The organism is Microcoleus sp. D3_18_C4 (assembly GCF_036702355.1).
Lineage (GTDB): Bacteria > Cyanobacteriota > Cyanobacteriia > Cyanobacteriales > Microcoleaceae > Microcoleus.
Genome location: NZ_JAUBTF010000047.1, coordinates 30,007 through 53,577, shown reverse-complemented (window position 1 = coordinate 53,577; position 23,571 = coordinate 30,007). Strand labels below are relative to the sequence as shown.

Genomic DNA, 23,571 nt, shown 5'->3' with positions numbered 1-23,571 from the left:
AAATTACAAAAGACTAAAAACTTAATTCTAAACTTTAATGGCTAAAGCACATATTAACAGCCACAAAAATCACTTTTTCCCTTGAAGTTATCGACGCACAGGGTCGATCGCCTTTATTGAACCCCATCCTCAACAAATTCATAGGTTTTTTTAATAAAAGCATTAAAAATTATGTATTATAACTTATACATTTTTTGCTACAGTCAAGAAATGTATAACTCCCTAGATTTACTTAACGTTTTATGTTAACTGCTGTCGCCCAAGACTCCCAAAACCTTCAGTACAACCTACCATCAGACGCTGACTCGTCCCCCCGGATGACGGTATTTTGCGATTTAGACGGGCCCATAGTCGATGTGTCCGATCGCTACTATGCCACCTATCAAGAGGGATTGGCCGATACTCAAGCAGCTTATCTTGCTAGGGGAATCAACCTCAACCTTCAAATCCTCAGCAAACAGCAGTTTTGGCAAATGAAACAAAACCGAGTACCCGATGCTGAAATAGCCAAAAGTTCCGGCTTGTCGGGAGAAGAAATTCACGTTTTTCTCGGATGCGTCAGTCAGATTGTCAATCAGCCAGACTTGTTGCACTTAGATCGCATCCAGCCGGGAGTGCAATGGGCGATCGCACTTCTGCACTCCCGCGGCGTGCGGCTGATTTTAGTCACCCTGCGACCGAGAAATCAAGCCGTTCAACTGTTGCAAAATTACGGTTTAGCCAGACTGTTTACCAGCATTCGCGGAACTCAGATGCCGGATGCCGCCTATCACAACTATACAGCCTTAAAAACTGAATTGTTGGCTGAAGTTGCAGAAGAATTTGAGTCATCGCTGGGTTCGGCTTGGATGATCGGAGATACAGAAGCAGACATCCTCGCAGGACAAGCATTAGGAATACCTACAATTGCCGTTACCTGCGGAATTCGCAGCCGCTATCAACTGCAAAAGCACCAGCCTAATTTCATTCTCAGCGACTTGATTATTGCCGTCCATCACTTATTAGGTTCGGGCCAACAAGTAATAGTAGAATGACTCAGTTAACCGTAATTAGTTAACAGTTAACTGTTGACTGTTAACTAAGGACTAATGACTGAGGACTAATGACTGACTAAGACTTTTCTACATTCCTAGTCATTTCCCACAAGCGATTCAGGGGAAAATAAATCACCGGAGCCCAAAGACTGCTAAGAATAGCAGAACACAAAGCTACTCGCTGGTGATAGCTCCAAATTTCCAGTAAAGCCCGATCGCCCATAGTAAAAAATTGCAGCCCCATCACCGTTTCCGCTACCACCGCCATCCCAAACACAATTAACGCGATCGGAATCGGATCTCTCTCAACAATATCTACCGGAATCGACCAGGTTTTCTGCAAAACAACTGTTAGGACTCCTACAACAACTAAACTCACAGCGTGGCTGGGGTGAGGAGCCGTCATCGCATCTTGAAGAAACCCCAAAACCAAGCCCATGCTAGCAGCTCCCCAAACTGTACGTTTCCGCTTAATACTCCAAGCTACCAACCAAATTAACAGCCAGTTAGGTCCAATTCCCAGCAATTCCATTCCCGGCATCCGAGTGGGCAATATCAGTATGCACAGCATCACAGATAGAAATGTAACTGCGAAGTTGAGAAATTGGCGCGCTTGCGAAGACATCCGAGGTAAAGCTTTCATTGTTGCTGTTCTCCCCCAGATGGTTCAGAAGATTGACCCTCCGAAGCCTTTGGTTCGGCTTGCTTAGAGTGGGGGTAAACCAGCGCCCACTCCAGAGAATTCATTGGTGCAGAGAACTCAACAACAGCTTCGGGAGCCGGAGTTTTATTCATATCCACCGAAACCACTTTTCCCACCGGCAAACCCGCAGGGAACAACTGACTGAAAGAAGAAGTAGAAACCACATCTCCAGGCTTGACATTGGGAACATTATCAAAAAATTCCATCACAGCCTGATTTCCGCCTTTCCCGCGCATAAAACCCATGTGGCGACTGCGGGTAATTCCCACACCCAATTGGCTCGTAGCGTCGCTGACTAACAGCACCAAGCTAGTATTAGGAGTAACGCTGACAACCCGGCCTACCAAACCGCCGGGACCCATCACAGTAAAATCTGTTTTGATGCCATGATTACTGCCGCGCCCCAATGTTACTTGCTGCCACCAGTGGTCGGCGCTGCGGCCGACAATAGGAGCTACAATCCCTTGAGGTTTCTTAGCCGAAACGTAACCTAAAAGCTCTTTTAGCTTCTGATTCTGAGTTTCTAATTCTAATACCTGTGCTTGCAATTCTTGAGTCCGCGCCGAGATGAGCTGCTCTTGCCCAGAGCCGTTGGCTTGAAAAGGACGAGTCACCAAATTGTAAACTTCAAACACGGCATTACCTTGTGTTTGTCGAACTCCCCAAGCGGCAGTTACAGCTAAACCTAGAAGAGCAATTGGCAGTCGCAGATCCCACCACTTTCGGAATGTATTTTTTAGCATAATTTCACTAATCTAAAATTGTTAAGTCAGGATTTTAGATTTGAGATTGCAGCCGTATTTCTAAATCCACAATCCCAAATTTGTTAACTACATATTGCGCGACGACTGCCCGCTGAAAACCCGTTCCAACTGTTTGTTTTCCAATACCCTACCAGTTCCCAAAACCACGCAGCACAGCGGATCGGCTGCCACGTGAGTGACAATTCCTGTTTCGTGACTGATCAGAGTATCTAAACCTTTCATTAGCGCGCCACCACCAGCCAGCATAATTCCCCTGTCAATAATATCTGCTGCTAATTCCGGGGGGGTGCGTTCCAAAGTACGCTTGACAGCTTCCACAATTACTGAAAGCGGTTCCGACATACTTTCGCGAATTTCTGGGCCTTTGATAGTAACAGTTCGCGGCAGACCCGACAGTAAGTGCAAGCCTCGCACTTCCATCATTACGTCGTCATCCTCTGGAGTTGGATATGCAGAACCCACCTGAATCTTAATTTCTTCCGCAGTGCGTTCGCCAATGACCAGATTGTGAACTTTTTTCATGTATTGGACGATCGCCTCATTGAGTTCGTCGCCGGCTACCCGCACAGACTCACTGATCACCGTACCTTGCAAACTCAAAACCGCAACTTCCGTCGTACCTCCACCTATATCTATAATCATATTGCCAGTCGCCTCAGCAACAGGCAGTCCAGCCCCGATCGCCGCAGCGATGGGTTCATCAATTAACCGTACTTCTCTAGCACCGGCCTGAGTCGCCGCCTCAATGACAGCACGCCTCTCGACTCCGGTGACACCGCTGGGGATGCCAATAATTATCCGCGGCGAAACTAAGCTTCGGCCTTCGTGAACCCTGCGGATAAAAGTCTTGAGCATCAATTCTGCCGTATCGAAGTCTGCGATTACCCCATCGCGAAGCGGGCGAAGTGCTATGACGTTCCCTGGCGTGCGCCCGAGCATTTTCTTAGCTTCTTCTCCAACAGCCAGAGGTATTTTTAAGTCTTGGTCAATCGCCACTACAGAAGGTTCCTGCAGAACAATACCTTTGCCCGATACATAAACGAGCGTGTTAGCAGTACCGAGGTCGATACCCATATCTCTAGATAACGAAAATCGATTGAGAAGACCCACTGATTTGTACCCCCCCCAAAAACTAAAATACTATTGTGTGCAATAATGTTGTTACAAAAGTGTAACCGAGGTGGATTCTATTACGTTTTTCATCCTGAGTCTAGTCAGAAATGTACATTGTCGAGCTCAGGTTGAGCGTAGACTCGCCAATCATCCACCATAAATATGTTCTGGTAACTAGGTGTAAAATCAGGATGAAGCCCTCACAAGCACTGTTCCAAGTTCAGTTTGGAGGCTAGTGCGCCTGTGGACTGTTTAACTACATCACCGATCGACCACATTCCCAAAAAAGTTTATGAGTCTTAATGTTGTGACTTTAGTAGGCCGCGTCGGCGGCGACCCGGACGTGAAGTATTTTGAGTCGGGTACAGTTAAGTGCAAGTTGACGCTGGCAGTGAGAAAGCGCTCGCGCAATACCGACGAACCAGACTGGTTTACTCTGGAAATATGGGGCAAAACAGCGCAAATCGCTGCTGACTACGTTCGCAAAGGCGCTCAAATAGGGGTAACAGGCTCTTTGAAGTTCGATCACTGGCAAGACCGCAGTACAGGAGCTAATCGCTCGATGCCAGTAATTAAAGTAGACCAGTTAGACTTGCTGGGTTCCAAACGCGATAATGAATCGAGTATGTCGCAAAACCACAGCGAATTTTAGTGTTTGCGGAATTGGGGAAGTAATATTTGTGAATTGGGTGGGTGCTCATGACTTCAGAAAAGTTAGAAATTGTTCAAACTGAGTACCAAGCTGGGCAAGTAGCTTTTGAGAATGGCCGGTATGCTCAAGCTGTGCAGAGTTTAGAAACAGCTACCGGTTTAGTTGATCGAAATTCCCGGTTGGGCGGTGAGGTGCAGATGTGGCTAGTGACAGCCTACGAAGCCTCGGGCAATACAGAAAAGGCGATCGAGCTTTGTCGCAAGCTCACCCGCCATCCCCGCCAAGAAACCCGCCAGCAAGCAAAGCGCTTGCTGTTCATTCTCGAAGCTCCCAAACTCACTATCCCTCCTGAATGGATGGTGAAAATTCCTGATTTGGCAGCTTTAGATGAAAATCAATCAATCAGTTTTCAAGCTAATCCAAACGCTGATATCAAGTACGCTAAACCCAAGCCCGCCGTACCAGAGCCTGTAGATTTGAGTCAGGTTAATACGAAAGATAATAGGTTTATCTGGGTGGCGTTAATTGCGATCGGGCTAATTTTAGGCGGATTATTTCTTAGTTATTAATAATCATTTTTTCATTTACACAAACTCTATCTGTAGAGTGCGCAGTGCGCACCTCACCTACTGAGAGAAGTTAAGCAATGCCTTTTAGCAATTATAAAAGTATCAGCGCGGTCGCCAAAGAATTCCAAATTAATTACCTGCGGGATAATTTCATTGTCGAAACAGAATTTGCAGTCAGCGATGTTTTTCGGAATGAATTTGAATTGATCTTCAATGACGGAGTATTTGACAACTCGGAAATCGCCATTTGTGAAAATATCATTTATCCTGTATTAAAAGAAGTTTGGAAAAATTATCGCCGTAATTTTCTCCTCTGGAGTCACCAAATCTTAGCCTATAATGAGAATCTGTCAGGAATTCCAGATTATATATTGGAGAAGCGATCCCCCTTGGCACAGTAGTTTTTGACAAGCCCTATTTGATATTAGTTGAAGCCCAGAAAGAGAGCGCATTTGATGAAGGATGGAGGCAGTGTTTGGCAGAAATGATCGCTGTGCAGCGACTTAACAATGAACCCAAACAAACTATCTTTGGTATTGTTTCTAATGGGGCAATGTGGCAGTTTGGCAAACTGAAATTAGAAATGTTTACTCAAAATAAAATTTTCTAGACAATTCAGGACTTAGAGCGGCTGTTTGCAGCCGTTAACTATGTTTTTAAACAGTGTGAATTACAATTAGAGGAGAAGGAAGTTCGGCAACGGATTATTTAACGGATGTAACGGATGTAGCCGAGGTTAGGAAGAAGGAATAAGGAAGGCACTACCAGTGATTTTGACACGGATACACGGATTAATTATCGAGCATGAGGCAGGAGTCAGAAGTTGAATAGCGATAATTGCTAAAATAAAAAAAAACAAAACCAGAAAGGCGATTATTGTGAGCGATTCAACCATAGAACAGATATTGAAATTGGCCTCTCAGCGCGCCGATGCCGCCGAGGTATACTACCTGTCGAGTCAAGACACCCCTATTGAATTTGAAAACAATCGCCTCAAATCCCTGCAAACCAAAGCACTGCAAGGCGTAGCACTCCGGCTGATTTACCAAGGCAAAATCGGTTTTGCTAGTTCGACAGATTTAACGCGGATAGACGATTTAGTAGATGCAGCGATTCAAACAGCCGAAATCGGCGACCCCGCAGAATTTGAACTCGCCTCCAACTTCCACCTAAAAGGCCCGGAAACCACCTACACTCCACCCACAACTCAAGAATTAGTCGAAAACGGCAAAAACCTGATCGAGCAAGTTCACGCCTACAATCCCGATATTATGGTAGATGTCGGCTTTCACGTCCGCAGTGGCAGAGTGAAAATTGCCACCACGCAAGATTTGTATGCCGAAAGAAGCAGCCAAATAGTCAGCGGCTCGCTCTCAGGAAATTTGGTACAGGGAGAAGACTTTATGCAAGCATACAGTTACGACGTTGCGCGCGATCGTCCCCTCGACACCAACAGCATCCTCCAATCACTCCTCGAAAAATACCGCCTCGCCGAAGATTCAGCCACCATCGCCAGCGGTTCCTACCCAGTATTATTTACCCCCAGAGCCGCCGCTAGCACCCTCGGCGGCCTCTTTGATACCATCCTTTCAGGCCAAGCAGTAGTTCAAAAAGCCTCTCCCCTAGCCGACAAAATCGGCGAAACCTTATTTGACGAACGCTTTACCTTTTTTGAAGACCCCACTTTAGGCCCTTCTGCTTGTCCCTTTGACGACGAAGGTACACCCACCACCCGCAAAATCTTGATAGACAAAGGTACTGTCACCGGATTTTATTGGGATCGCAGGTGGGCCGCTCGCGCCGGTGTACAATCAACCGGCAATGGTTTTCGTGGCGGATTGTCTCGCCCAGGCCCTGATTTGACTAACTTTTGCATTTCCCCAGGAAATACCGCCACTCAAGACTTGATTGCTAGCATGGATGAAGGTCTAATAGTAGAGCAGGTTTTAGGTGCCGGTCAGTCCAATCAGTTAGCTGGCGAATTTTCTGTCAATTTGGACTTAGGCTATAAAGTAGAAAAAGGCAAAATTGTGGGTCGCGTCAAGAATACAATGGTGGCAGGCAGCATTTTTGAAGCGTTTAAAAATTTGGCAGATTTAAGCAGCGAAGCCGAATGGGTAGGCGGTGCAGCCTATTTGCCAAGTATGCTGTTTCAACAGTTGGGTGTAGCTTCGAGGCAATAAGTTCAGTGCGTTTTTACTCGTTACCAGGCTCTGCCTGGTAATACATATCATGAGGCTTTGCCTCGAATTTGGATGAAAGCTTGCGAGGCAAAGCCTCTGGACATGGGTTCCCAGGCAGAGCCTAGGAACCAGTTAAACAAACATAGAAACAGTGTCGGCAATTCAACGCTTTGCTAATTCATGCAAATAGGGAAAAATAGGGAAAAATTTATAATGAAAGAGCCAAATGTCAAGGATGGAACGGGGAAGAAGAAAAAGCACTTTTTCTTTCTTTTACCTTTGGTTTTTTGCCTTTTAACTCTAGTGACTGGATGCGTTCAGTACGATGTTGGGGTGAACTTTGAGAGTCAAACTCGCGGCGAAATCGTGCAGCACATTAAACTAGGGGAAAGGTTGACGAGCTTCAGCAGCGAAACTGTTGCAGAATGGTTGAAAAGCGTAGAACGCCGGGTGAGGTTGCTGGACGGAAAAACTAAACGGCTTTCCCCCACAGAAGTTCTAGTGAGGATTCCTTTCAATAATGGAGCCGAGTTACAAGACAAGTTCAACCAATTTTACAATCCGATCGCACCAACCACAAAATATCGGGTCGCAAGTCCGCTAGAAACAGATTTGCCGAAGTTTGAATCTCACCTTAGTGTCAAGCAGAATAATTTATTATTGGTGCTGCGAAATCGGTTGAGTTTGGAATTGGATTTGCGCTCTCTTTCTCTGCTTTCTTCTAATGGCAGTCTGCTGCTGAGTCCGGGGGGACTTTTGGAGCTAGACTTTAGCTTGAACACGCCTTGGGGGGCCGAAAGTATTGAAACGGTCGCCGGTGCGCTGGTTCCCGAAAGCTATCAGCAGGGAAAACAGTTAGTTTGGAAGCTCAAACCCGGAGAAGTTAACTATTTGGAGGCGATATTCTGGATTCCCAGTCCCGTAGGAATTGGGGCGCTGATTATTGCCTTATTTGTAGCTGCGGGCCTTGCTTTGAAATATCAAATATTGCCAGCACTGGGAATCGGCAAGAAACCGCAAAACATCGGTCAAACCTAAACAGGATATGCCCTAGAGGGGCGGGTTAACCAATATTTTCAATCAACTCTCAGAACTCCAATAAACCCGCCCCTCCCCGGATATTATGGTTAATTGACCGGATTTGATATTATCAAAAAAAAATGATAACATCTGTCAAAAAAACTGTTGACAAACGGTAAATAATTTGCTTAACCTGAATTGAGAATTAGGAACAGAGAAAATGCGATCGCTAAATTTCTTCTTCATCTTTCTGATTTGCTTGGCTCTAGTATTATTCAGCATCGAAAATACAGAGCCAGTCGCGATTCAAGTTATCAAAGGCGTCCAAGTTAAAGCTCCGCTGTGCGTAGAACTAATTGTGGCGGCTGGATTAGGGGCAACCCTAGCGTGGCTGTTCAGTCTGTGGTCGAGAATGCAGCGAACCCTCGCCTCGCGCCAACAACTCCGCCAAGTTCGCGAAAAAGAGCAGCGGATTCAGGAATTAGAACAAAATCTTGAACGCTATAAAGCAGAAGTAGAAGGCAAACAACCTTTGTTAGAAAGTGCAGAACCGATAAGTTTAGAAATAGCAGCTATTGAGGGCACAACTGCTGAAATGACAGCCAATTAACTTGATATGCTCTCTCGTTTTCTCAGAGGCAAAATCTAAAATCTAAAATATAAAATCTAAAATCTAATGGCCGTTTCCCGAGACCAAGATGGGTTAGAAACGATTTCCGAGGGGATCGCAATTTTAATTGACCTAGCCGAACGGGGAGAAATTGATCCTTGGGACGTTAAGGTAGTTGAAGTGTTCGATCGATGTCTGAGCAAGCTTACGAACGCCTGCGATGCCGATCAGAGTAAGGATTTCTCCGATTTGTCCCACTCCGGCCAAGCGTTTTTGTACGCTTCAATGCTGGTGTTGCTCAAAGCAGAAAGTATCGTCCTCTCCGAACCCCCCGCGAATCCCGACTCGGCCGACGAGCCGGCAGTAGAAGACGCAGAGCACTCAGGCGGGCGACACTTGCCGCAGCATTTAGAGCGACAATTGCGCCGTCGCGGTGTAGCTCAACTACCGCAAAAACGCCCGGTGACTCTCCCAGAACTGATTGAGCAGTTGCAGCTAATGAAAGCAGCAATGGAGCAGACAGTTACTCCCCGACGCCGCCCTACCTCAAAAATGCGATCGCAAGCGGCACAGGCTATCTTTGAGCTAGCTCACCAAGAAAATCTCGTAGAAACTGCTAGTGAACTCGAACGGTTTCTGACTCAGCGGGGCGCGGAAATTGACGAGGGTTGGCTGGACTTGGACAAATTGCTAGAGCTCTGGCATCATAACGATTTGCACTCTCCTGTCAACCCAGAACACCCGGTATCGACTGGGGAAGTTCACTTGCCAAATCATGACCGTGTGGGTATTTTTTGGGCGTTGTTGCTGCTATCGGCTCAGTCTAAAGTAGAGTTGCTTCAAGAGGAGTTTTATCAAGACCTCAAAATCCGCGCGCTTTGAGCTTGCAGGGTATTAGGTTATCGGGCGAAGCGAAACTAATAACTGTGCCGCTGCGTCGGTTAAAATTCCAGACAGAACCTCGCTCGCCGACATTCTGCTGCTGAGTCTCGAATGCGGACAGCGGGAGTGCGAAGTTTTTGCTGATTCCCGATTCCTGGTTTCTTAAATCAAGCAAATAGGGAAGAGTCATTGATAGCCTGGTACGATGTCGCCTATAAACAGGTCAGGATTTTGCCGCGCTCGATCGATTCGATCGCAACCGCTAGCATCTAATTGTTGAGTTTATATCAATTAACAGAGGGTTGAGGAAGTTAAGAATGAAAGCGATGATTCTGGCGGCCGGTAAAGGCACTCGCGTCCGTCCCATTACTCAGACAATACCCAAACCGATGATTCCCATCCTGCAAAAGCCAGTGATGGAGTTTTTGGTTGAATTGCTCCGACAGCACGGATTTGACCAGATTATGGTCAATGTTTCCCATTTGGCAGATGTGATTGAAAACTACTTCCGTGACGGTCAAAAATTTGGGGTACAAATTGCCTATTCTTTTGAAGGGCGAATTAAGGAGGGAGAACTTATTGGAGAAGCTCTGGGTTCGGCTGGTGGTATGAAGCGGATTCAGGACTTCTCGCCGTTTTTTGATGATACTTTTGTGGTGCTGTGCGGCGACGCTTTGATTGACTTGGACTTGACTGCTGCTGTGAAGTGGCATCGGGAAAAAGGGGCGATCGCTACTATTGTTATGAAATCGGTTCCCCGCGAAGAGGTTCCCAGTTACGGAGTGGTCGTAACAGACGAGTCTGGCAAAGTTAAAGCTTTCCAAGAAAAACCTTCTGTAGAAGAAGCTCTGAGTACCGACATTAACACTGGTATTTATATTTTTGAACCGGAAATATTCAAATACATCCCTTCGGGTCAGGAATATGATATCGGTTCGGAGTTATTTCCCAAGCTAGTAGCAGAAGGCGCGCCTTTTTACGGAATTAGCATGGACTTTGAGTGGGTGGATATCGGCAAAGTTCCTGACTATTGGCGGGCAATTCAGAGCGTGCTGCTGGGACAAGTTAAAAATGTTTCGATTCCGGGAATTGAAGTGCGCCCCGGCATTTACGCTGGTTTGAATGTAGCTGTCAACTGGGATAAGGTTGATATTACTGGGCCTGTTTACATTGGTGGGATGACGATCATTGAGGATGGAGCAAAAATTGTCGGCCCGACAATGATTGGCCCAAACTGTTGGCTTTGCAGTGGCGCCACTGTGGAAAACAGCGTGATTTTTGAGTATTCCCGTTTGGGCCCGGAGGTGCGGTTGGTTGACAAACTGGTGTTCGGGCGCTACTGCGTTGATAAAACCGGGGCTGCGATCGATTTGCAAGCGGCGGCTCTCGATTGGCTAATTACTGACGCTCGCCAAGTTTTACCAACTCAGCAGGGAGAAGAGCGGCGGGCGATCGCAGAAATTCTCCGTCCTGAATAATTGGTAATTGCTCAAGGTAAGGTGCGCTAGGCGCACCCTACTTTTACATTTATAAGCTCAGCTTTTAATTCTGGTAATGTGCTTAGGTTGCACCTCACATCTTCCACCATTCTCGCTTAACAGGCTTTCCGGCCTGTTCCACAAGAAAATCTACTCTTTGTGGAACAGGCCGGAAAGCCTGTTCATAAAAGGCTTCTTGACAGTGGTGCAACATCTCAGTTACACCCTACATTTTAAGACTGAAGATAAGTATATTGGCTGAGACTCCGCTCGTAATTTTGCAGCAAAAGCTGGGCCTCGGAAAGAGTAATTTTATTTTGCTGCAAAGCTGCTTCTGTCTGACGGCGAATGCTTTCAACCAAATTTTCTGAATCATACTGTACGTAGCTGAGGACTTCTTTCATAGTGTCTCCTTTCACAACGTGTTCGATATGATAGCCAGAAGGTGTTAGCTGAATGTGAACTGCATTAGCATCGCCGAATAAGTTGTGAAGGTTGCCCATAATTTCTTGATAAGCACCTCCCAAAAATAGCGCCAAATAGTAAGGTTCTCCAGGTTTGAGAGTATGCAGTTCCAAAACCGACTTCACATCTCGCAAATCGATGAATTGGTCGATTTTGCCGTCGCTGTCGCAGGTAAGATCGGCTAAAATACCGCGTTGAGTTGGTTCTTCGTCGAGTCGGTTAATTGGCATAATTGGGAATAATTGGTTAATTGCCCAACTGTCCGGTACTGACTGGAAAACAGATAAGTTGATGTAATAAATGGACGCCATCACCTTTTCTAAGTCTTCCAAATCGTCAGATACATATTCTTTTTGCCGCGCGATCTTCTGTATTTTATCGCAGCAAGCCCAGTACAACTGTTCGGTTTTCGCCCGTTCCGCAATTCCCAAATAGCCTAAGTTAAATAAACTGACTGCTTCTTCCTTGAATTGGATAGCATCGTGATAAACTTCTTGGTAATTTTCGGGACTAATAGATTGGTAAATTTCGTAGAGATTGCGCGGAATTTGGTGCGCGTTTTCATCTACTGGTTCTGGTACTTCTCTGGGGACATCGCTAGTACCGAGTACGTCAAAAACTAACACTGATTGGTGAGAAGCGATCGCCCGCCCGCTTTCGCTAATGATAATGGGAACCGGGATTTTCCGCTCGTCGCAGGCATCTTTCACTCCCGCTACTACGTCGTTAGCGTAGTTTTGCATATTGTAGTTTTTGGAAGCGTGAAAGTTTGTTTTAGACCCGTCGTAGTCAACGCCGAGTCCACCTCCTACGTCCAAGTAGTTCATATTAGCTCCCAATTTAGCTAATTCTACATAAATGTGGCTGGCTTCTCGAATGGCGTCTTTGATGACACTAATTGAGGAAATTTGAGAGCCGATATGGAAGTGCAGTAACTGCAAACAATCGAGCATTCCAGCTTTTTCTAGTTCGCCGACTGCACGGATAATTTCAGGAATTGTCAAGCCAAATTTTGCCCGATCGCCCGTGGAACCTCCCCAGCGGCCAACGCCTTTGGTAGTGAGTTTTGCTCGCACTCCCAAAATCGGTTTAATGCCTAATGTTTTGCTCGCGGCGATTGCGAGTTCTACTTCCTCTATTTGCTCCAGCACAATTACGGAAGTTTGCCCTAGCCGCTGCGCCAAAATAGCAGTTTCTATGTATTCGCGGTCTTTGTAACCATTACAAATTAACAAAGCGCCTGGAGTTTTCAATGTCGCCAAAGCTATCATTAATTCGGGTTTAGATCCGGCTTCCAGTCCGAAGTGATGGGGTTGACCAAAACGCACCAAATCTTGAATTAATTGTCGGTGCTGGTTGCATTTAACTGGAAACACACCGCGATAGACATTTTTGTAATTGTACCGAGCGATCGCTCTGGCAAAACACGAATTTAAGCGCTCGATCCGGTCTTCCAAAATATCAGAAAATCGAATCAGCAGGGGCAAAGCCAAATTTCGCTGTTTGAGAGAGTCTACCAGTTCGCACAAGTCGAGGGAACCGCCGCGATCGCCCTTGGGAGAGACTGTAACGTGACCGGCTGCATTGATCGAAAAATACGGTTCGCCCCAACCTTGAATTCGGTAGAGTTTCTCACTATCTTCTATTGTCCAAGATGCTTGTGGCAGTTGAGCTGCCGTTACCAAGGCACTGTCTGGTGTCGCCAAACTCGTGGCTGTTGGCGAGTGAGTCGATAGCGGATCGAGATCGGAGAAAGCAGCGGTGGCTGGGGAACTCATCTTATCGGAAACCTCTTTTAGGAGTGGTCAAATAGATAGTTTATCGCACATATCGGGTTTCCTGATGCAGTTGAAAAATCACTTTGGGTACACGGGCTGGCGATTTTAGATTTTAGATTTTAGATTTTAGATTTTAGATTTTAGAATTGACTCTACAGATGGATGAAGGTGGGGGATTGAACTAAAATCTCAACCGTAATTGCTTTCCTGGACTTATTTCTTCAAGCAAGTATCCGTATGGAGGTGAATTCGGAAACCTGGTTTCCGAGTTCACCTGCACCAAGAGAGTGGTCGGACGATCGATCGCCCGACACACACTAACCAAAAATCACCTCCGGCGGCGCCATGTCAGCCCCCATCCTCAATCCCCCGTTATTAGACTTCTTCAAACCCGGTTGAGGTGCTTTTTCTGGGGTCTTCTGAGCCGGTGCAACTGAGGCTGGCGGTGTCACCTGCGTTGGAGGTACTGCCTGTGCTCCTGGCACCACGGGTTGCTGTGACAGCCAACCCAAGCCCCCTACAGCCCCAGCCATCAAAGCGGTGTAGCCGATGTACAAATGCACCGGACGCATTTGAAAGCCTTCGCCTGAGTCAGAATCGGAAACAGACACATACATACTGGGAATTGGACTCGGAGCGGGTTTGGGCAAAGCATTCGCCATAGCGCTGCCGTCTAGTCCCAAGGCGTCGCCCAGTCTGCGGATAAAACCTCTAACGTAAATATCTTGGGGCAGTTTGTCGATTTCCCCATTTTCGATCGATTCGATGTGGTGAACCGGCACAAGAGTTTGACTGTGGAGTTGCAGCAGAGATAGGGAGCGAATTTGCCGTCCCTTACGCAATTCTCCACCCAACTCCCGCAGGCACTCTTCTCGCTGTTGAACTGCTATTGCTGCTTCTTCTTCCTTGGTGAGTTTTTTCGGCTTTTTGGGAAAACCGAACCCTGGGAAGGATTTTCCGGGGAGGGTGACAGTTGCAGGTGGAGCCGACTCGACTTTAATTTCGTCTTGGGGCGCTTCTTTGCTGTCTTCAGAGGTGTTACTTTCTCCATCGGAATTTTCTGTGTCGGACTCGGTTTGGGGCGGCGCTTCCACACTAGCGCTGCGCCAATAGAAGACAGGAGCAGCTACTGGTGGCTCCAATTCTTGAATTTCTGTCACCGTCTCAATGGCGGGACTTACAGCAGTAAAACTCTCTGGGGCTACTTGCGGTTCAATTTTGTTTTGTTTGGGAAATCGATCGAATGCGAGCTTGACGGCTTCTCTGCTAACTGCTCTAATTAAAATTTCGGCAGCGGAGGCTGCTTCACCCAACATTGTTTGCAAGCTAGCTAGAGCTTGGCTATAGGTGTCGCTACATACGAGTTCAGCTTCTATTTGACCTAGGACAGAACGAAAACTTTCTTGAGAAATTTCAATAGTTGGGTGATCTGTCACCCCAAAATAAGCCTCGGGTTTCAGTGCCATGATATTCATGTTGTCTTGGTAGAAGGTATCTGAGTACGTTCTTCGACAGGTTGGCAGTGATTCCGGATGTCGGTTGGGGGAGAGTGGGAGAGTGAGAGAGAGTGAGAGAATGAGAGAGTGGGAGAGTGGGAGAGGCGCAATTCCCACTTACCAATTTTCTATTGCTTGTGGATGCGATCGAGCAACCACAGAGCCCCGAAAATCCCGACAAAATGGGCAACAGTGGCGTGAGTATTGGCGAGTACCACAAATATATCTAGGGGCTGAATAAATCGGCCCACATCGACTGCGGCACCGAACAAGGCTTGCGGCTGAGCTAGAGATTTGGCTAAAAGCGTGCCGCTGATGGCTTCTGCGCCGATCAGCGTCAGCACCATTCCTGACAAGTTGCTCATCAGTGCCAGCCGCACCTCTTTGATGGTGTCTGCTTTTTTGGGGCGGACAGCGTTACCGGGCGATCGCAGTTGTCTCGACAAGCGGGTGAAGCGGAAAGAGCGATATACGCTGTAAGCGAGTACGGCCAGCCCGCAAAGGGCAAAAAATACGCCGCCGCCGGTGCCGGCACTGGTTGAACCCGCAGCGGCGCTAGCCCTGGGGAGGGCGAAGGGGATGGCAAAGAGCAAAATGATCGCCGCTACCACCCCTAGCACTACCTGTACCCAGAAGCAAACCCAGCCTGTTGTACGAAGGGCAAAGGCAACTCGCTGTACGGCGACAGGAAGCTTATCGTTATCTAACTGATTAGTCATATTTTGAGCGGGTATAATTAATTGGCATTAGTTGGTGGCAGTTTTTTCTCTTCCGGGACGGTTGACGGCGGTTAACCCTCTTTATAATAGAAGTAGCAATGTTTAAGATTTGTAACTAACATTGAATTTCACATTTGAATAGCGTCGATCGCCAGGTACCCAAAGTAATGACACAACTACAACCCACCGTCACTCCCAAACTGGAACAGCCAAAGTTTGGCTTCAACAGCTACGCGGAACGCCTTAACGGTCGAGCCGCGATGATCGGTTTTTCTCTAACTTTAATTATCGAGTATGTCACAGGCCAGGGCTTGCTGTCCTGGTTAGGTCTCAACTAATTTTAGCAATGGCGCGGTCAGCCTTACACTTTGTCTTGACTCGAACGACAGCGGGTGTGACTTCTGCTGACCGCGACAAATTCGGGAATTGATTAAAATATTAATTAGAAACAAGCCCAGCGACTTCTCTGTCGAGAGAGATCTGTTCCCGAATGCAATCGCTGGCTTTTGGAGGTATATATGGGGTGGAATTTTGATTTGACAAGCTTGGCAATTTTGCCTCGCTCCCGTACAATTCCCCACAGGCGAGAAGATTAATTTAGGTAAAGCTAGTCTTTGAGCTAGAAATCCCGATCGTTCCGCCAACTCTAAGTTTTAGAGCTTGTAAATAAATATAGAACAGAGTAAAACCAAATGAATGCTTCGTGGACGCGACTTTTGAGGTCAGCTTACCGTAGAGAACCAATTACCAGCTTTGTTGTGACAGTGGGCGTTGTCGATGCAGCCATCGGCAGCATGGGTGCGAGTGGCTCTTTATTGGCTTTTGGACTGGGTACGGCTGGGGTGGCGATGGGTCTCCGCTGGTGGCAATTTTACCGCTCTGGAGCCGAACAACCCGCACCTGCTCCTGAATACTATCTTCCTCCTCAGTCTTCTAGACCTCAGTTGCCCGTGCTTAATGTGTCTAAGAAAAATCCTCCTTATTAAGATTACCGGGCAATGGTGACTGGGCGAGGTGCCGATCGACTCCCTGGATCTGAGGCACTAAAAGATAGGGCAAGAAAGTCTTTCGATCTTGGATGCTTGGTGTATGAATATTTCTGTTGCCGAGAAACTGTACAAAATTGGCTCTGTAGCTGCCTGTAGTGGTTTGTCGGTGAAAACTGTTCGTTACTATGAGGAGATGGGCTTGCTGTCTCCTGCGGTAAAGCGATCGCCCGCTGGTTATCGCTTGTTTGGCGAAACGGTATTTAATAGGTTGGCGTTTATTAAACGCTCTCAGGCTCTGGGTTTGAGCCTTCAGGAGATTAAGGATATTTTACAGGTTCGCGATCGGGGAGATTTGCCTTGCTCTGAAGCGAAGCAGCATCTCACGGCTAAGGTAGAGGAAATTTCCGTGCAAATTGCAGCCTTAGAAACTTTGAAGAGGGAGTTGCAAGGCATTCTCAACTGCTGGCAAGAGCAACCCTCGCAGGCGAGCATTAGTAGCACGATTTGTCCGAACATTCAGCGGGATTGAGCAGCAGAAAGATACAAAAAAAGGGAAGGAATTATCGGTTTCCTTCCCTTGATGGTTTTGTTGGTGGTTTTGTTGGTGGTTTTGTCGATCGTGTTGAGCTTTTAACTGTTTTCGCAGAGTTTGCTGTTGCTTTTTGAGTTGCCGAGCCCTGGCTGAGCCGCCTTTACCTTTGGAGTTTCTACCCTCGCTGCGAGGAGACTCCCAACTTTTTAGTCTCATGTTTTTCATTCTATGCACTACTTCTATACTACACCGCCAGATTTTCACTGTCAAGTATTTTTTAGACTGATATTTCCTAGTGTCAACTTTTGACTGATGGGGATTTGCTACAGACATAGGGATTGTGCGCCCATAAGCACCCTACAGCCCGATGGTACCCCCATAAGCACCCTACAATTAGAGTTTTTTGTCGGATTCCGTTAACAGCCCTAATTGTGTATATTTATCAGTCCAAATATCCGGCGGGTATTTCAGCATCTGTAAAAATTGGCAGCGTTTCCCAAATTTTCACCCATTCCGGCAATTGGGCTACTTTTTTTAGCTGGAGCGACATTTCTATTAAGGAAAATCCTAAATTGTGGAAGTCTTGAATAAGTTCGGCTTTCAAGAAAATTTCATTTTTAGCTAAATCGGGAGCATTAGTCGCAATGACAACGCTGTTGCCGGTTTCTAAGTTGCATATATAAACTTGTGCGAACACAGTTTGAATCGTTTTCACCGCTGCCGCATTAAACTCTTGTTTGTGGAACAGGTGGACAACTAGAACACCTGCGCTTGACAAGCGAGTTTTGCACAGTTGGTAAAATTCTTGTGTCACCAGTCTATAGGGCATATAGCCGCTGCCAAAACCAGCATCCACGATAATTATATCGTTTTTTACTGTGGAATCTTGTTGGGCTAGATATTCGCGCCCGTCTTGAATGACTACTTTGAGTCTGTCGTCGAATTGAATGCCAAAAAATTTTTGAGCTACTTCGACTACTTTTTGGTCAATATCTGTACATTCGACTATCGCGTTAGCGAAATAGTGGTGAAAAAATCTGGGGAGGCTGCCGCCACCAAATCCGATTACATAGATTTTTTTTGGGTGAGTTTTCCAGACTAATGCTAGCAACACGGATCGGGAATAGGGAAAGATTAAATTTAGTGGATTGTTGAGGTCTAGGATTGATTGAGCTACATTTGTGATTAAGGTTTCTCTGTCTGCTAAAAGCAGTAATAGCACTGATTTGATTTTTTTTACGGCGATGCAGTTGTCGCCGGAGTTTTGTTGAAATAGGAAGCCGTCTGGCTGTTGCTGAAGCCAATTGATTTGTTGGTGAATAGCTGCTAAATTGCTAGTTTGTCGATCGCCTTTATAATCAGTCATACGATTTTAGATTTTAGATTTTAGATTCAGGGTAAACGTATCTTAACTTTAACCCCCAAATATGTTACAGTTATATGCGACTATTTTTTTGTGTAGTTTATTCTAGTTCATGAGTGTTATCAATGCCAAGAGGTTTTAGTAAAACTGTAACTTCCCAACAAAAACAAATAAATTAATGGTCTTCAGTGAATATTTTAACTGCCATTTTTTTAAAAAATTTTCCCACCTGGAACGACCCAAAAATAGAAAGAAGTAAAGAACATTTGCTCAAAGATATTAGATCGATTGCGATTCTAGCTATCATCAGCGGTGCCGACGGATGGGTGGTAATATAAGCCTATGGCAACGCCAAATATGAATGGTTAAAAAGCTTTCTAGAGTTACCGAATGGTATACCATCTCATTCACGTTTAGTCTCCTTATTTGCCCGAATTGAACCGCAGCAGTTTCAAGAATGTTTTTTGAGTTGGGTAAATGCGAGAATCGGGGAATTAGAACTAAACGTGATTGCCATTGATGGCAAAACAATGAAACTATCTTATGACAGAAATGAGCAGCAAAAATCGCTACATATAGTCACTGCATGGTCTTCATCTCATCAATTAGTGTTAGGCAAAAAAAAAGAGATAAAAAATTTAATGACCTAGATGAGTATGAAGCCGTAGAAGGGCGGCTGAGTGTATCGGAGTTAGTTTGAATAATTCATGTAGGGGCGATCACGCTTTTTGACAATTTGGGATGTAAGGGCGATCGCAATTTTGTAGTAACTAGGATATCAGCAGCTAGGCTTTGGGCTTAATCTCTGGGGATTTAAAACTTAATTGGTAATATGGATAAAATCAGGGCGATTCAGTTTTAATTCTGTTGCTTATTAGCGTGTAGTTGTTCTGATAACCGGCAAGCTTTTCTTTAGCTTTAGCTTCCACAAATGTACCTTGAGGAATAGAACTTAACAAGTTGATCGCCTGCTGCAATTTTGATTGAGCATTCTGCCAGACTTCTTTAGGATGAGGTGGATTATTCACCAGGACTGCAGCTTCCCATGCTAGTTTTTGGGCGGATTCTAAATTAGTGGCTGCTTTCTGTTCAGTGACAATTCTATTAGTAATCGCCTGATAGTTAGTTCGATAAACACTTAGCTTTTCTTGAGCTTGAGTTGCAACAGGCGAATTGTCGGGAATTGCCTCTAACAATTTGATTGATTCCTGCCACTTCCCTTGTACTTGCTGCCAATTTTCTAGTGGATGAGGTGGATTTTGAGTCATAACGGCAGCTTCCATTGCTAGTTTTTGAGCTGCTGCTAAATTTGTTGCTGTTGGGTCTGGCTGAGGAGCCGGTGTTAAGGTGGGTGAAGCTTCAGAATTTGTTTTTTGCTCTCCAACATTTAGAGGAATTCCCGAATTTGGTATTGTCTGCTGACTCGGTGAAATTTGAAAGGTAGTTTTCCAGCCGACAAAACCCAAAACTCCTAGAGTCAGTGTGGATAGTATCAGTATCCAGCCACTTCTACCCCCGCGTCTTTGCTCTGAAGACATGGTACGGTCAATAGAATTTAGAGATTCTCCTGTCTGTGTGGCTCTTTCACTTTGCTTACGACTAGGTTTTTTTTGTTCCTTGTGACGGCGTTCTTTTTCTAGGTGCTTAAGAGATTGTTCAGCCTCTCCTCTTAACCTATTAGCCCGGTCAATTAAAGCATTAGCTTTTTCTTTTAAAGATACACATTCATTCAAGATAATTCCTAATGTTGTAGTTTGATCCTCATAAGATATAATAAGCCCATGCTCTTCATCAAACCATTCTATCGCAAACACTGATTCCCCAAAGTAAGATATAAAAGCTTTTATGCGCTCAATTGGCTCGACATTACGTTCAAGATTGTGTACGATACTATCCAGTTTGGGCTGAACCTGTTTTAGCTGTTCTTGGGCTACCTTTATTTGCTGAACTTGTTCCCTTAAAGTTGGCTCTTCATCAAAGTCTATGTGAATTCTTAAATTTTCATCAATTTGCCTTACTTCTTCTGGAATACTTAGAGATTTCCTTTCCCATTCTAGCTTGATCAATAATTGTGAATCAGTTAAAATATTTTCTGCTATATTCTTTAAACCATCCCCCCACTCAATTAAGTTTTCAACATTTTGTATTAAGTCAGCAAGAGACGTTTCCTTATCTGGCTCGCCCAATTTTTCAGCAAGTAAGCCACTCCCTGCCGATACAAGTACATCTACTAAAAATCCACCAGGTATGAACCAGCCCGCAACTGCTCCTAACAAAGGTATCGCTCCCAAAAATCCTTTATTGAATCTTTCATTATTTAATACTTCTTCAAGTTCCTTGCCAATAGTATTTAGTCGCTTTATAAGATTATCGATCTTCCCAATTTCACGTCTGATTTCACTAGGATTGCCAATAGTAAGTTTCATTTCCTCGGCAATTTGTGGCAGTTGGTTTAGAAGGTTTTCAATGTCAGCCATGATTTACTCTCCTTTAGAGTGGGGGAATCCCCACTCTAGTTTATCAATAATGGTTTAACAGCTAGCTAATTAAAACTTCCACTCGTGGTTTGGATCTGCGAGAGCAGCCTGCACAGAAGATAAATTAGCCAGTTCTTTAAACGGGCTAGACTTCGCAAGTTCTGTAATCGAATCTAATGCTAATCCCAGTTGTTCATTATTACCAGATGCTATTGCTCGATCGACCACATCGAAAAGTTGATTAAAATTTTGCGATCGTTCATCAAAGGAGCGATCGAGGTACTCCATTAACAAGTCACGTTGAGCTTTAATCTTGGCGAGGCTTTCCTTTTCCCAAGCTTGGATTTCACGGCGCTTTGTCCGCTCTTGTTCAGCGATTTGCTTGTACTCAACGTAATGTGCCATAACTTGCTGCAAGGCATCAGCACAGCTAACAAACGCGGCCATTTTGCTCATTGTTAATTTCCTCAGAGATTTCGGTATTTTGCTTGAATATTCGCCACGGCAGAATTCAGATTTCCTTGGCTGTCTAACACAGGGGTTTTCATAATTTCTACAAGTGCTTTCACTAGCATTGCTGCCTGTTGAAATTTAGCAGCATCCCTATGCCGATCGAATGGTCTGGACTCAAGTTCATCAAAAGCTTCAGCCACGCGATTGTCTAAATCAGACACCAATTTGCCTAATTCTTTGACTCGCCGTTCGACTTGTCGGATGAAATCTCTAGCCTCTTCAATTTTGGCAACTTCAACGTTAACCTGATCTTCGTATTCACGTGCTTTCGTTAAAAATTCCTCACCTTTACCTGCAATTTGGAAACCGCCAACAGCTAAAGCAGGGCCAAGTGCAATACCTCCGAGTACAGCGCCACCTAGTGCCATGCTGCCACCGCCTAACCACGCCGCCACACCAGACATACCGAGTTGAGAAACAGCTACATTGGTACTGAACAAGCCAAAAAATTGAGGAACTGCAACTGTCCCAAAAGTTTGCGCCACGCCTACTGCTGTAGCACCAGCAGCCGCACCTGCCCCTGCGGATGAAGTCACACCTTGGAATACTTCCTGACCTTCCAGCGCGACAGTTTTATATTCTTTTAGCTGCTGAATTGATATGCCTTCTAGCCCAGCTAAAAATTTCATATCACTTTGGGAAGCTTTCTGGCCAATGCGTTCGATAAAAGCCACAAACTGCCCAATAGTACGATGCCTTACACGAATTTGTAGTTCGCCGTACACTTCTGCTAATCTGTTGGCTGCTTCCCAGTCTACTTTTAGATCGCTGACTGCTTTCTCGTGTCGGTGTTGGGATCGTTCTCCTATTTCCTGGGCTTCATTCATTTTGCCCATGCCTTCAGAGCCTTTAACCGATCCATACACAGCCCCAGCCGCAGCTAAAGCGCCCATAATAAACGGAATTACAAAAATCATAAACCACTCCTTTTATTCCTAGTAAATCAATCACCCAAAGACACGTTTAGCTCCCAATTTTTATCCTCCATCTCTTGATATGAATATGTCAAATCGCCTCGCCTACCGATCTGAATTGTGTAAAACTCTGCTTTTCTTATACCATTCACTTCGATAGCAAATTGGCAGTGGTTATCAGATATTATTTTACCTATGCCTAACTCTCCAGTCGCAATAGTTTCTCCTTTATGATCTTTTACTAGCACCTGCCTACCACTTTTAATATCTCCGTAACCTCCTTTTCCATTACAAAACTGACCCACTCCACCGAAGAAGTCATCCTTGAGTGTTAGTGAGCCTTTAATATTGTGATTGAAACTGAAAAAAGGTATTCCTTTAAAGGTGAGAGTTGCTAAGACAAGAACTCCTACTATAATCAAACGTTTTTGACGCTCTGGATTTTCATTAAGATAATTTTGGCCGATGTCTACAAATTCTTTAAATTTTCGTTCTCTAAGCAAATCAATAATCGGAGTCAATAGATCAGTCAAATTTGCAAATTTATCTGTTGATAATTTTTTTGAATCTGAACTAACCTCTGCCTTTAGCTCAAACTCTCGATTCCAAGCCGGAAAATCCTCACCCGCCTGCTGCCCGTAAACCTTCACAGATGCGATCGCCCCCGCCTTCAAATTCGTCAACTCCCTGCGGACAATCCTAACAGCCGCTTCCTCATCAGGAACCACATCCGACTCCAGCATCACTTGCAAACAACCGTCTTGCAAACTCGCAGTCGCACTAATCCCCTTATTCTGTAACGGAAGATTTAACAGAGATGCGATCGCCTCCACATCCCCAAGCTTAGCCCGTTCCTTCAAACTAAGCTGATTTGACTCCGTATTCTCACTAGAACTTGCCCGCCCCTCTGTGACATTTGCAACAGGCAAATTTTGCCCCGCCACTTCAAACTCTTGACTCCACGCCGGTACCTTCGCGCCCGTCTGTCGCCCGTAAACCTCGACTTTCTCAATCGAGGCAGCCCCCAAACCAGCGATCGACTTACTCACCCACGGGGCCAAGACTTGCTGACTAGGCGCTTCTGCCGCTTCCAGCATCACCTGTAAACAACCATCCTTAAGGGAAGCTGCGGCGGTGATGCCCTTGGCTTGTAGCTGGCGGTTCAGCAGAAGCGCGATCGCCTTTGCATCTCCCTGTTTCGCGAGTTCCAAAATATTCGGTTGTGTCATAACAGGTAGATACAACTAGCGCTTAGCATAACTTTTTGTTGTCTTAAGTATAAATTCTTTCCTAAATACCCAAGCTTGTCAAGCCAGA

The 23,571-nt window shown here is 45.5% G+C and carries 25 protein-coding genes; 14 read left to right on the top strand and 11 right to left on the bottom strand.

The genetic code is table 11. The annotated features are described in order from the left end of the window. The first annotated feature begins 242 nt into the window (after positions 1 to 242). Positions 243 to 1,034 carry an HAD family hydrolase gene (locus tag QUA90_RS21525; protein ID WP_333447639.1) on the top strand — a complete coding sequence of 264 codons (792 nt, stop codon included), beginning with the start codon at positions 243 to 245 and terminating at the stop codon, positions 1,032 to 1,034. A 76-nt stretch (positions 1,035 to 1,110) separates the two neighbouring features. On the opposite strand, the gene mreD is transcribed toward QUA90_RS21525, so the two are convergent. From mreD to QUA90_RS21510, 3 genes are all read right to left on the bottom strand, one after another. Beyond that, the gene (gene mreD, locus QUA90_RS21520; protein WP_333447637.1) at positions 1,111 to 1,677 is read right to left on the bottom strand and encodes a rod shape-determining protein MreD; all 567 of its coding nucleotides are present in this window, start codon (positions 1,675 to 1,677) and stop codon (positions 1,111 to 1,113) included. Continuing rightward, on the bottom strand, positions 1,674 to 2,480 hold the full coding sequence (gene mreC, locus QUA90_RS21515) for a rod shape-determining protein MreC (RefSeq protein WP_333447635.1): 807 nt from the start codon (positions 2,478 to 2,480) through the stop codon (positions 1,674 to 1,676). Before mreC ends, mreD begins: the two co-directional genes overlap by 4 nt. Before the next feature lie 87 nt (positions 2,481 to 2,567). Continuing rightward, positions 2,568 to 3,575 (bottom strand): rod shape-determining protein, encoded by a 1,008-nt coding sequence (locus QUA90_RS21510; protein ID WP_006632285.1) that lies wholly within the window; start codon positions 3,573 to 3,575, stop codon positions 2,568 to 2,570. Between the two features lie 331 nt (positions 3,576 to 3,906). On the opposite strand from QUA90_RS21510, the gene QUA90_RS21505 reads away from it, so the two are divergent. The 9 genes from QUA90_RS21505 to QUA90_RS21465 all read left to right on the top strand — a co-directional run bounded on the left by QUA90_RS21505 (position 3,907) and on the right by QUA90_RS21465 (position 11,008). Further along, the gene (locus QUA90_RS21505; RefSeq protein WP_333447633.1) at positions 3,907 to 4,266 is read left to right on the top strand and encodes a single-stranded DNA-binding protein; all 360 of its coding nucleotides are present in this window, start codon (positions 3,907 to 3,909) and stop codon (positions 4,264 to 4,266) included. 47 nt (positions 4,267 to 4,313) lie between these two features. Then, a complete protein-coding gene (locus QUA90_RS21500; RefSeq protein ID WP_333447631.1) occupies positions 4,314 to 4,835 on the top strand; it encodes a tetratricopeptide repeat protein in 522 nt (173 codons plus the stop codon). 77 nt (positions 4,836 to 4,912) lie between these two features. Further along, the gene (locus tag QUA90_RS21495) at positions 4,913 to 5,236 is read left to right on the top strand and encodes a hypothetical protein (protein ID WP_333447629.1); all 324 of its coding nucleotides are present in this window, start codon (positions 4,913 to 4,915) and stop codon (positions 5,234 to 5,236) included. 17 nt (positions 5,237 to 5,253) lie between these two features. Next, positions 5,254 to 5,445 (top strand): hypothetical protein, encoded by a 192-nt coding sequence (locus tag QUA90_RS21490; RefSeq protein WP_333447627.1) that lies wholly within the window; start codon positions 5,254 to 5,256, stop codon positions 5,443 to 5,445. A gap of 268 nt (positions 5,446 to 5,713) precedes the next feature. Beyond that, positions 5,714 to 7,018, top strand: a complete 1,305-nt coding sequence (locus QUA90_RS21485; RefSeq protein ID WP_333447625.1) for a TldD/PmbA family protein — start codon at positions 5,714 to 5,716, stop codon at positions 7,016 to 7,018. 213 nt (positions 7,019 to 7,231) lie between these two features. After that, positions 7,232 to 8,056 (top strand): DUF3153 domain-containing protein, encoded by an 825-nt coding sequence (locus tag QUA90_RS21480; RefSeq protein WP_333447623.1) that lies wholly within the window; start codon positions 7,232 to 7,234, stop codon positions 8,054 to 8,056. A 202-nt stretch (positions 8,057 to 8,258) separates the two neighbouring features. Next, on the top strand, positions 8,259 to 8,648 hold the full coding sequence (locus QUA90_RS21475) for a LapA family protein (RefSeq protein WP_333330700.1): 390 nt from the start codon (positions 8,259 to 8,261) through the stop codon (positions 8,646 to 8,648). A 66-nt stretch (positions 8,649 to 8,714) separates the two neighbouring features. Then, a complete protein-coding gene (locus QUA90_RS21470) occupies positions 8,715 to 9,530 on the top strand; it encodes a segregation/condensation protein A (RefSeq protein ID WP_333330697.1) in 816 nt (271 codons plus the stop codon). A gap of 317 nt (positions 9,531 to 9,847) precedes the next feature. After that, positions 9,848 to 11,008, top strand: coding sequence for an NDP-sugar synthase (locus QUA90_RS21465; RefSeq protein WP_333084974.1), 1,161 nt, complete (start codon positions 9,848 to 9,850; stop codon positions 11,006 to 11,008). A 233-nt stretch (positions 11,009 to 11,241) separates the two neighbouring features. Here the strand turns inward: QUA90_RS21465 and speA are convergent, their stop codons facing one another. From speA to QUA90_RS21450, 3 genes are all read right to left on the bottom strand, one after another. Beyond that, complete coding sequence (gene speA / locus QUA90_RS21460; RefSeq protein WP_333330694.1) at positions 11,242 to 13,251, bottom strand: biosynthetic arginine decarboxylase; 2,010 nt, start codon at positions 13,249 to 13,251, stop codon at positions 11,242 to 11,244. Between the two features lie 317 nt (positions 13,252 to 13,568). Next, the gene (locus tag QUA90_RS21455; protein WP_333330690.1) at positions 13,569 to 14,717 is read right to left on the bottom strand and encodes a helix-turn-helix domain-containing protein; all 1,149 of its coding nucleotides are present in this window, start codon (positions 14,715 to 14,717) and stop codon (positions 13,569 to 13,571) included. Positions 14,718 to 14,875: 158 nt separating this feature from the next. Further along, a complete protein-coding gene (locus QUA90_RS21450) occupies positions 14,876 to 15,466 on the bottom strand; it encodes a DUF3611 family protein (protein ID WP_333447621.1) in 591 nt (196 codons plus the stop codon). Positions 15,467 to 15,633: 167 nt separating this feature from the next. On the opposite strand from QUA90_RS21450, the gene QUA90_RS21445 reads away from it, so the two are divergent. From QUA90_RS21445 to QUA90_RS21435, 3 genes are all read left to right on the top strand, one after another. Further along, positions 15,634 to 15,804, top strand: coding sequence for a hypothetical protein (locus QUA90_RS21445; RefSeq protein WP_172186391.1), 171 nt, complete (start codon positions 15,634 to 15,636; stop codon positions 15,802 to 15,804). 354 nt (positions 15,805 to 16,158) lie between these two features. Further along, positions 16,159 to 16,452: a hypothetical protein gene (locus tag QUA90_RS21440; protein WP_333390499.1), complete on the top strand. Its 294-nt coding sequence runs from the start codon at positions 16,159 to 16,161 to the stop codon at positions 16,450 to 16,452. 103 nt (positions 16,453 to 16,555) lie between these two features. After that, complete coding sequence (locus QUA90_RS21435) at positions 16,556 to 16,984, top strand: heavy metal-responsive transcriptional regulator (protein WP_333447618.1); 429 nt, start codon at positions 16,556 to 16,558, stop codon at positions 16,982 to 16,984. A 445-nt stretch (positions 16,985 to 17,429) separates the two neighbouring features. On the opposite strand, the gene QUA90_RS21430 is transcribed toward QUA90_RS21435, so the two are convergent. Continuing rightward, entirely contained in the window at positions 17,430 to 18,353 is a 924-nt protein-coding gene (locus QUA90_RS21430) for a fused MFS/spermidine synthase (protein ID WP_333447617.1), read from the bottom strand. A 392-nt stretch (positions 18,354 to 18,745) separates the two neighbouring features. Between QUA90_RS21430 and QUA90_RS21425 the strand changes: the two genes are divergently transcribed. Beyond that, on the top strand, positions 18,746 to 19,000 hold the full coding sequence (locus QUA90_RS21425; RefSeq protein WP_333447650.1) for an ISAs1 family transposase: 255 nt from the start codon (positions 18,746 to 18,748) through the stop codon (positions 18,998 to 19,000). A 192-nt stretch (positions 19,001 to 19,192) separates the two neighbouring features. Here the strand turns inward: QUA90_RS21425 and QUA90_RS21420 are convergent, their stop codons facing one another. From QUA90_RS21420 to QUA90_RS21405, 4 genes are all read right to left on the bottom strand, one after another. Beyond that, positions 19,193 to 20,827: a hypothetical protein gene (locus QUA90_RS21420; protein WP_333447615.1), complete on the bottom strand. Its 1,635-nt coding sequence runs from the start codon at positions 20,825 to 20,827 to the stop codon at positions 19,193 to 19,195. Between the two features lie 69 nt (positions 20,828 to 20,896). Then, entirely contained in the window at positions 20,897 to 21,283 is a 387-nt protein-coding gene (locus tag QUA90_RS21415) for a hypothetical protein (RefSeq protein WP_333447613.1), read from the bottom strand. Positions 21,284 to 21,294: 11 nt separating this feature from the next. Beyond that, positions 21,295 to 22,257, bottom strand: a complete 963-nt coding sequence (locus QUA90_RS21410; RefSeq protein WP_333447611.1) for a hypothetical protein — start codon at positions 22,255 to 22,257, stop codon at positions 21,295 to 21,297. A gap of 26 nt (positions 22,258 to 22,283) precedes the next feature. Then, positions 22,284 to 23,483, bottom strand: a complete 1,200-nt coding sequence (locus QUA90_RS21405; protein ID WP_333447610.1) for a hypothetical protein — start codon at positions 23,481 to 23,483, stop codon at positions 22,284 to 22,286. Between the last annotated feature and the right edge of the window lie 88 nt (positions 23,484 to 23,571).

Bases quoted from the DNA above. Each gene is read 5' to 3' on its own strand.
- QUA90_RS21505 (WP_333447633.1), top strand. From the start codon at position 3,907: ATGAGTCTTAATGTTGTGACTTTAGTAGGCCGCGTCGGCGGCGACCCG.
- QUA90_RS21495 (WP_333447629.1), top strand. From the start codon at position 4,913: ATGCCTTTTAGCAATTATAAAAGTATCAGCGCGGTCGCCAAAGAATTC.
- QUA90_RS21440 (WP_333390499.1), top strand. From the start codon at position 16,159: ATGAATGCTTCGTGGACGCGACTTTTGAGGTCAGCTTACCGTAGAGAA.
- QUA90_RS21455 (WP_333330690.1), bottom strand. From the start codon at position 14,717: ATGGCACTGAAACCCGAGGCTTATTTTGGGGTGACAGATCACCCAACT.
- QUA90_RS21480 (WP_333447623.1), top strand. From the start codon at position 7,232: ATGAAAGAGCCAAATGTCAAGGATGGAACGGGGAAGAAGAAAAAGCAC.
- QUA90_RS21475 (WP_333330700.1), top strand. From the start codon at position 8,259: ATGCGATCGCTAAATTTCTTCTTCATCTTTCTGATTTGCTTGGCTCTA.
- QUA90_RS21410 (WP_333447611.1), bottom strand. From the start codon at position 22,257: ATGATTTTTGTAATTCCGTTTATTATGGGCGCTTTAGCTGCGGCTGGG.
- QUA90_RS21445 (WP_172186391.1), top strand. From the start codon at position 15,634: ATGACACAACTACAACCCACCGTCACTCCCAAACTGGAACAGCCAAAG.
- mreD (WP_333447637.1), bottom strand. From the start codon at position 1,677: ATGAAAGCTTTACCTCGGATGTCTTCGCAAGCGCGCCAATTTCTCAAC.
- QUA90_RS21510 (WP_006632285.1), bottom strand. From the start codon at position 3,575: ATGGGTATCGACCTCGGTACTGCTAACACGCTCGTTTATGTATCGGGC.
- QUA90_RS21405 (WP_333447610.1), bottom strand. From the start codon at position 23,483: ATGACACAACCGAATATTTTGGAACTCGCGAAACAGGGAGATGCAAAG.
- QUA90_RS21465 (WP_333084974.1), top strand. From the start codon at position 9,848: ATGAAAGCGATGATTCTGGCGGCCGGTAAAGGCACTCGCGTCCGTCCC.
- mreC (WP_333447635.1), bottom strand. From the start codon at position 2,480: ATGCTAAAAAATACATTCCGAAAGTGGTGGGATCTGCGACTGCCAATT.
- QUA90_RS21420 (WP_333447615.1), bottom strand. From the start codon at position 20,827: ATGGCTGACATTGAAAACCTTCTAAACCAACTGCCACAAATTGCCGAG.
- QUA90_RS21525 (WP_333447639.1), top strand. From the start codon at position 243: ATGTTAACTGCTGTCGCCCAAGACTCCCAAAACCTTCAGTACAACCTA.
- QUA90_RS21500 (WP_333447631.1), top strand. From the start codon at position 4,314: ATGACTTCAGAAAAGTTAGAAATTGTTCAAACTGAGTACCAAGCTGGG.
- QUA90_RS21435 (WP_333447618.1), top strand. From the start codon at position 16,556: ATGAATATTTCTGTTGCCGAGAAACTGTACAAAATTGGCTCTGTAGCT.
- QUA90_RS21450 (WP_333447621.1), bottom strand. From the start codon at position 15,466: ATGACTAATCAGTTAGATAACGATAAGCTTCCTGTCGCCGTACAGCGA.
- QUA90_RS21415 (WP_333447613.1), bottom strand. From the start codon at position 21,283: ATGAGCAAAATGGCCGCGTTTGTTAGCTGTGCTGATGCCTTGCAGCAA.
- QUA90_RS21470 (WP_333330697.1), top strand. From the start codon at position 8,715: ATGGCCGTTTCCCGAGACCAAGATGGGTTAGAAACGATTTCCGAGGGG.
- QUA90_RS21430 (WP_333447617.1), bottom strand. From the start codon at position 18,353: ATGACTGATTATAAAGGCGATCGACAAACTAGCAATTTAGCAGCTATT.
- speA (WP_333330694.1), bottom strand. From the start codon at position 13,251: ATGAGTTCCCCAGCCACCGCTGCTTTCTCCGATCTCGATCCGCTATCG.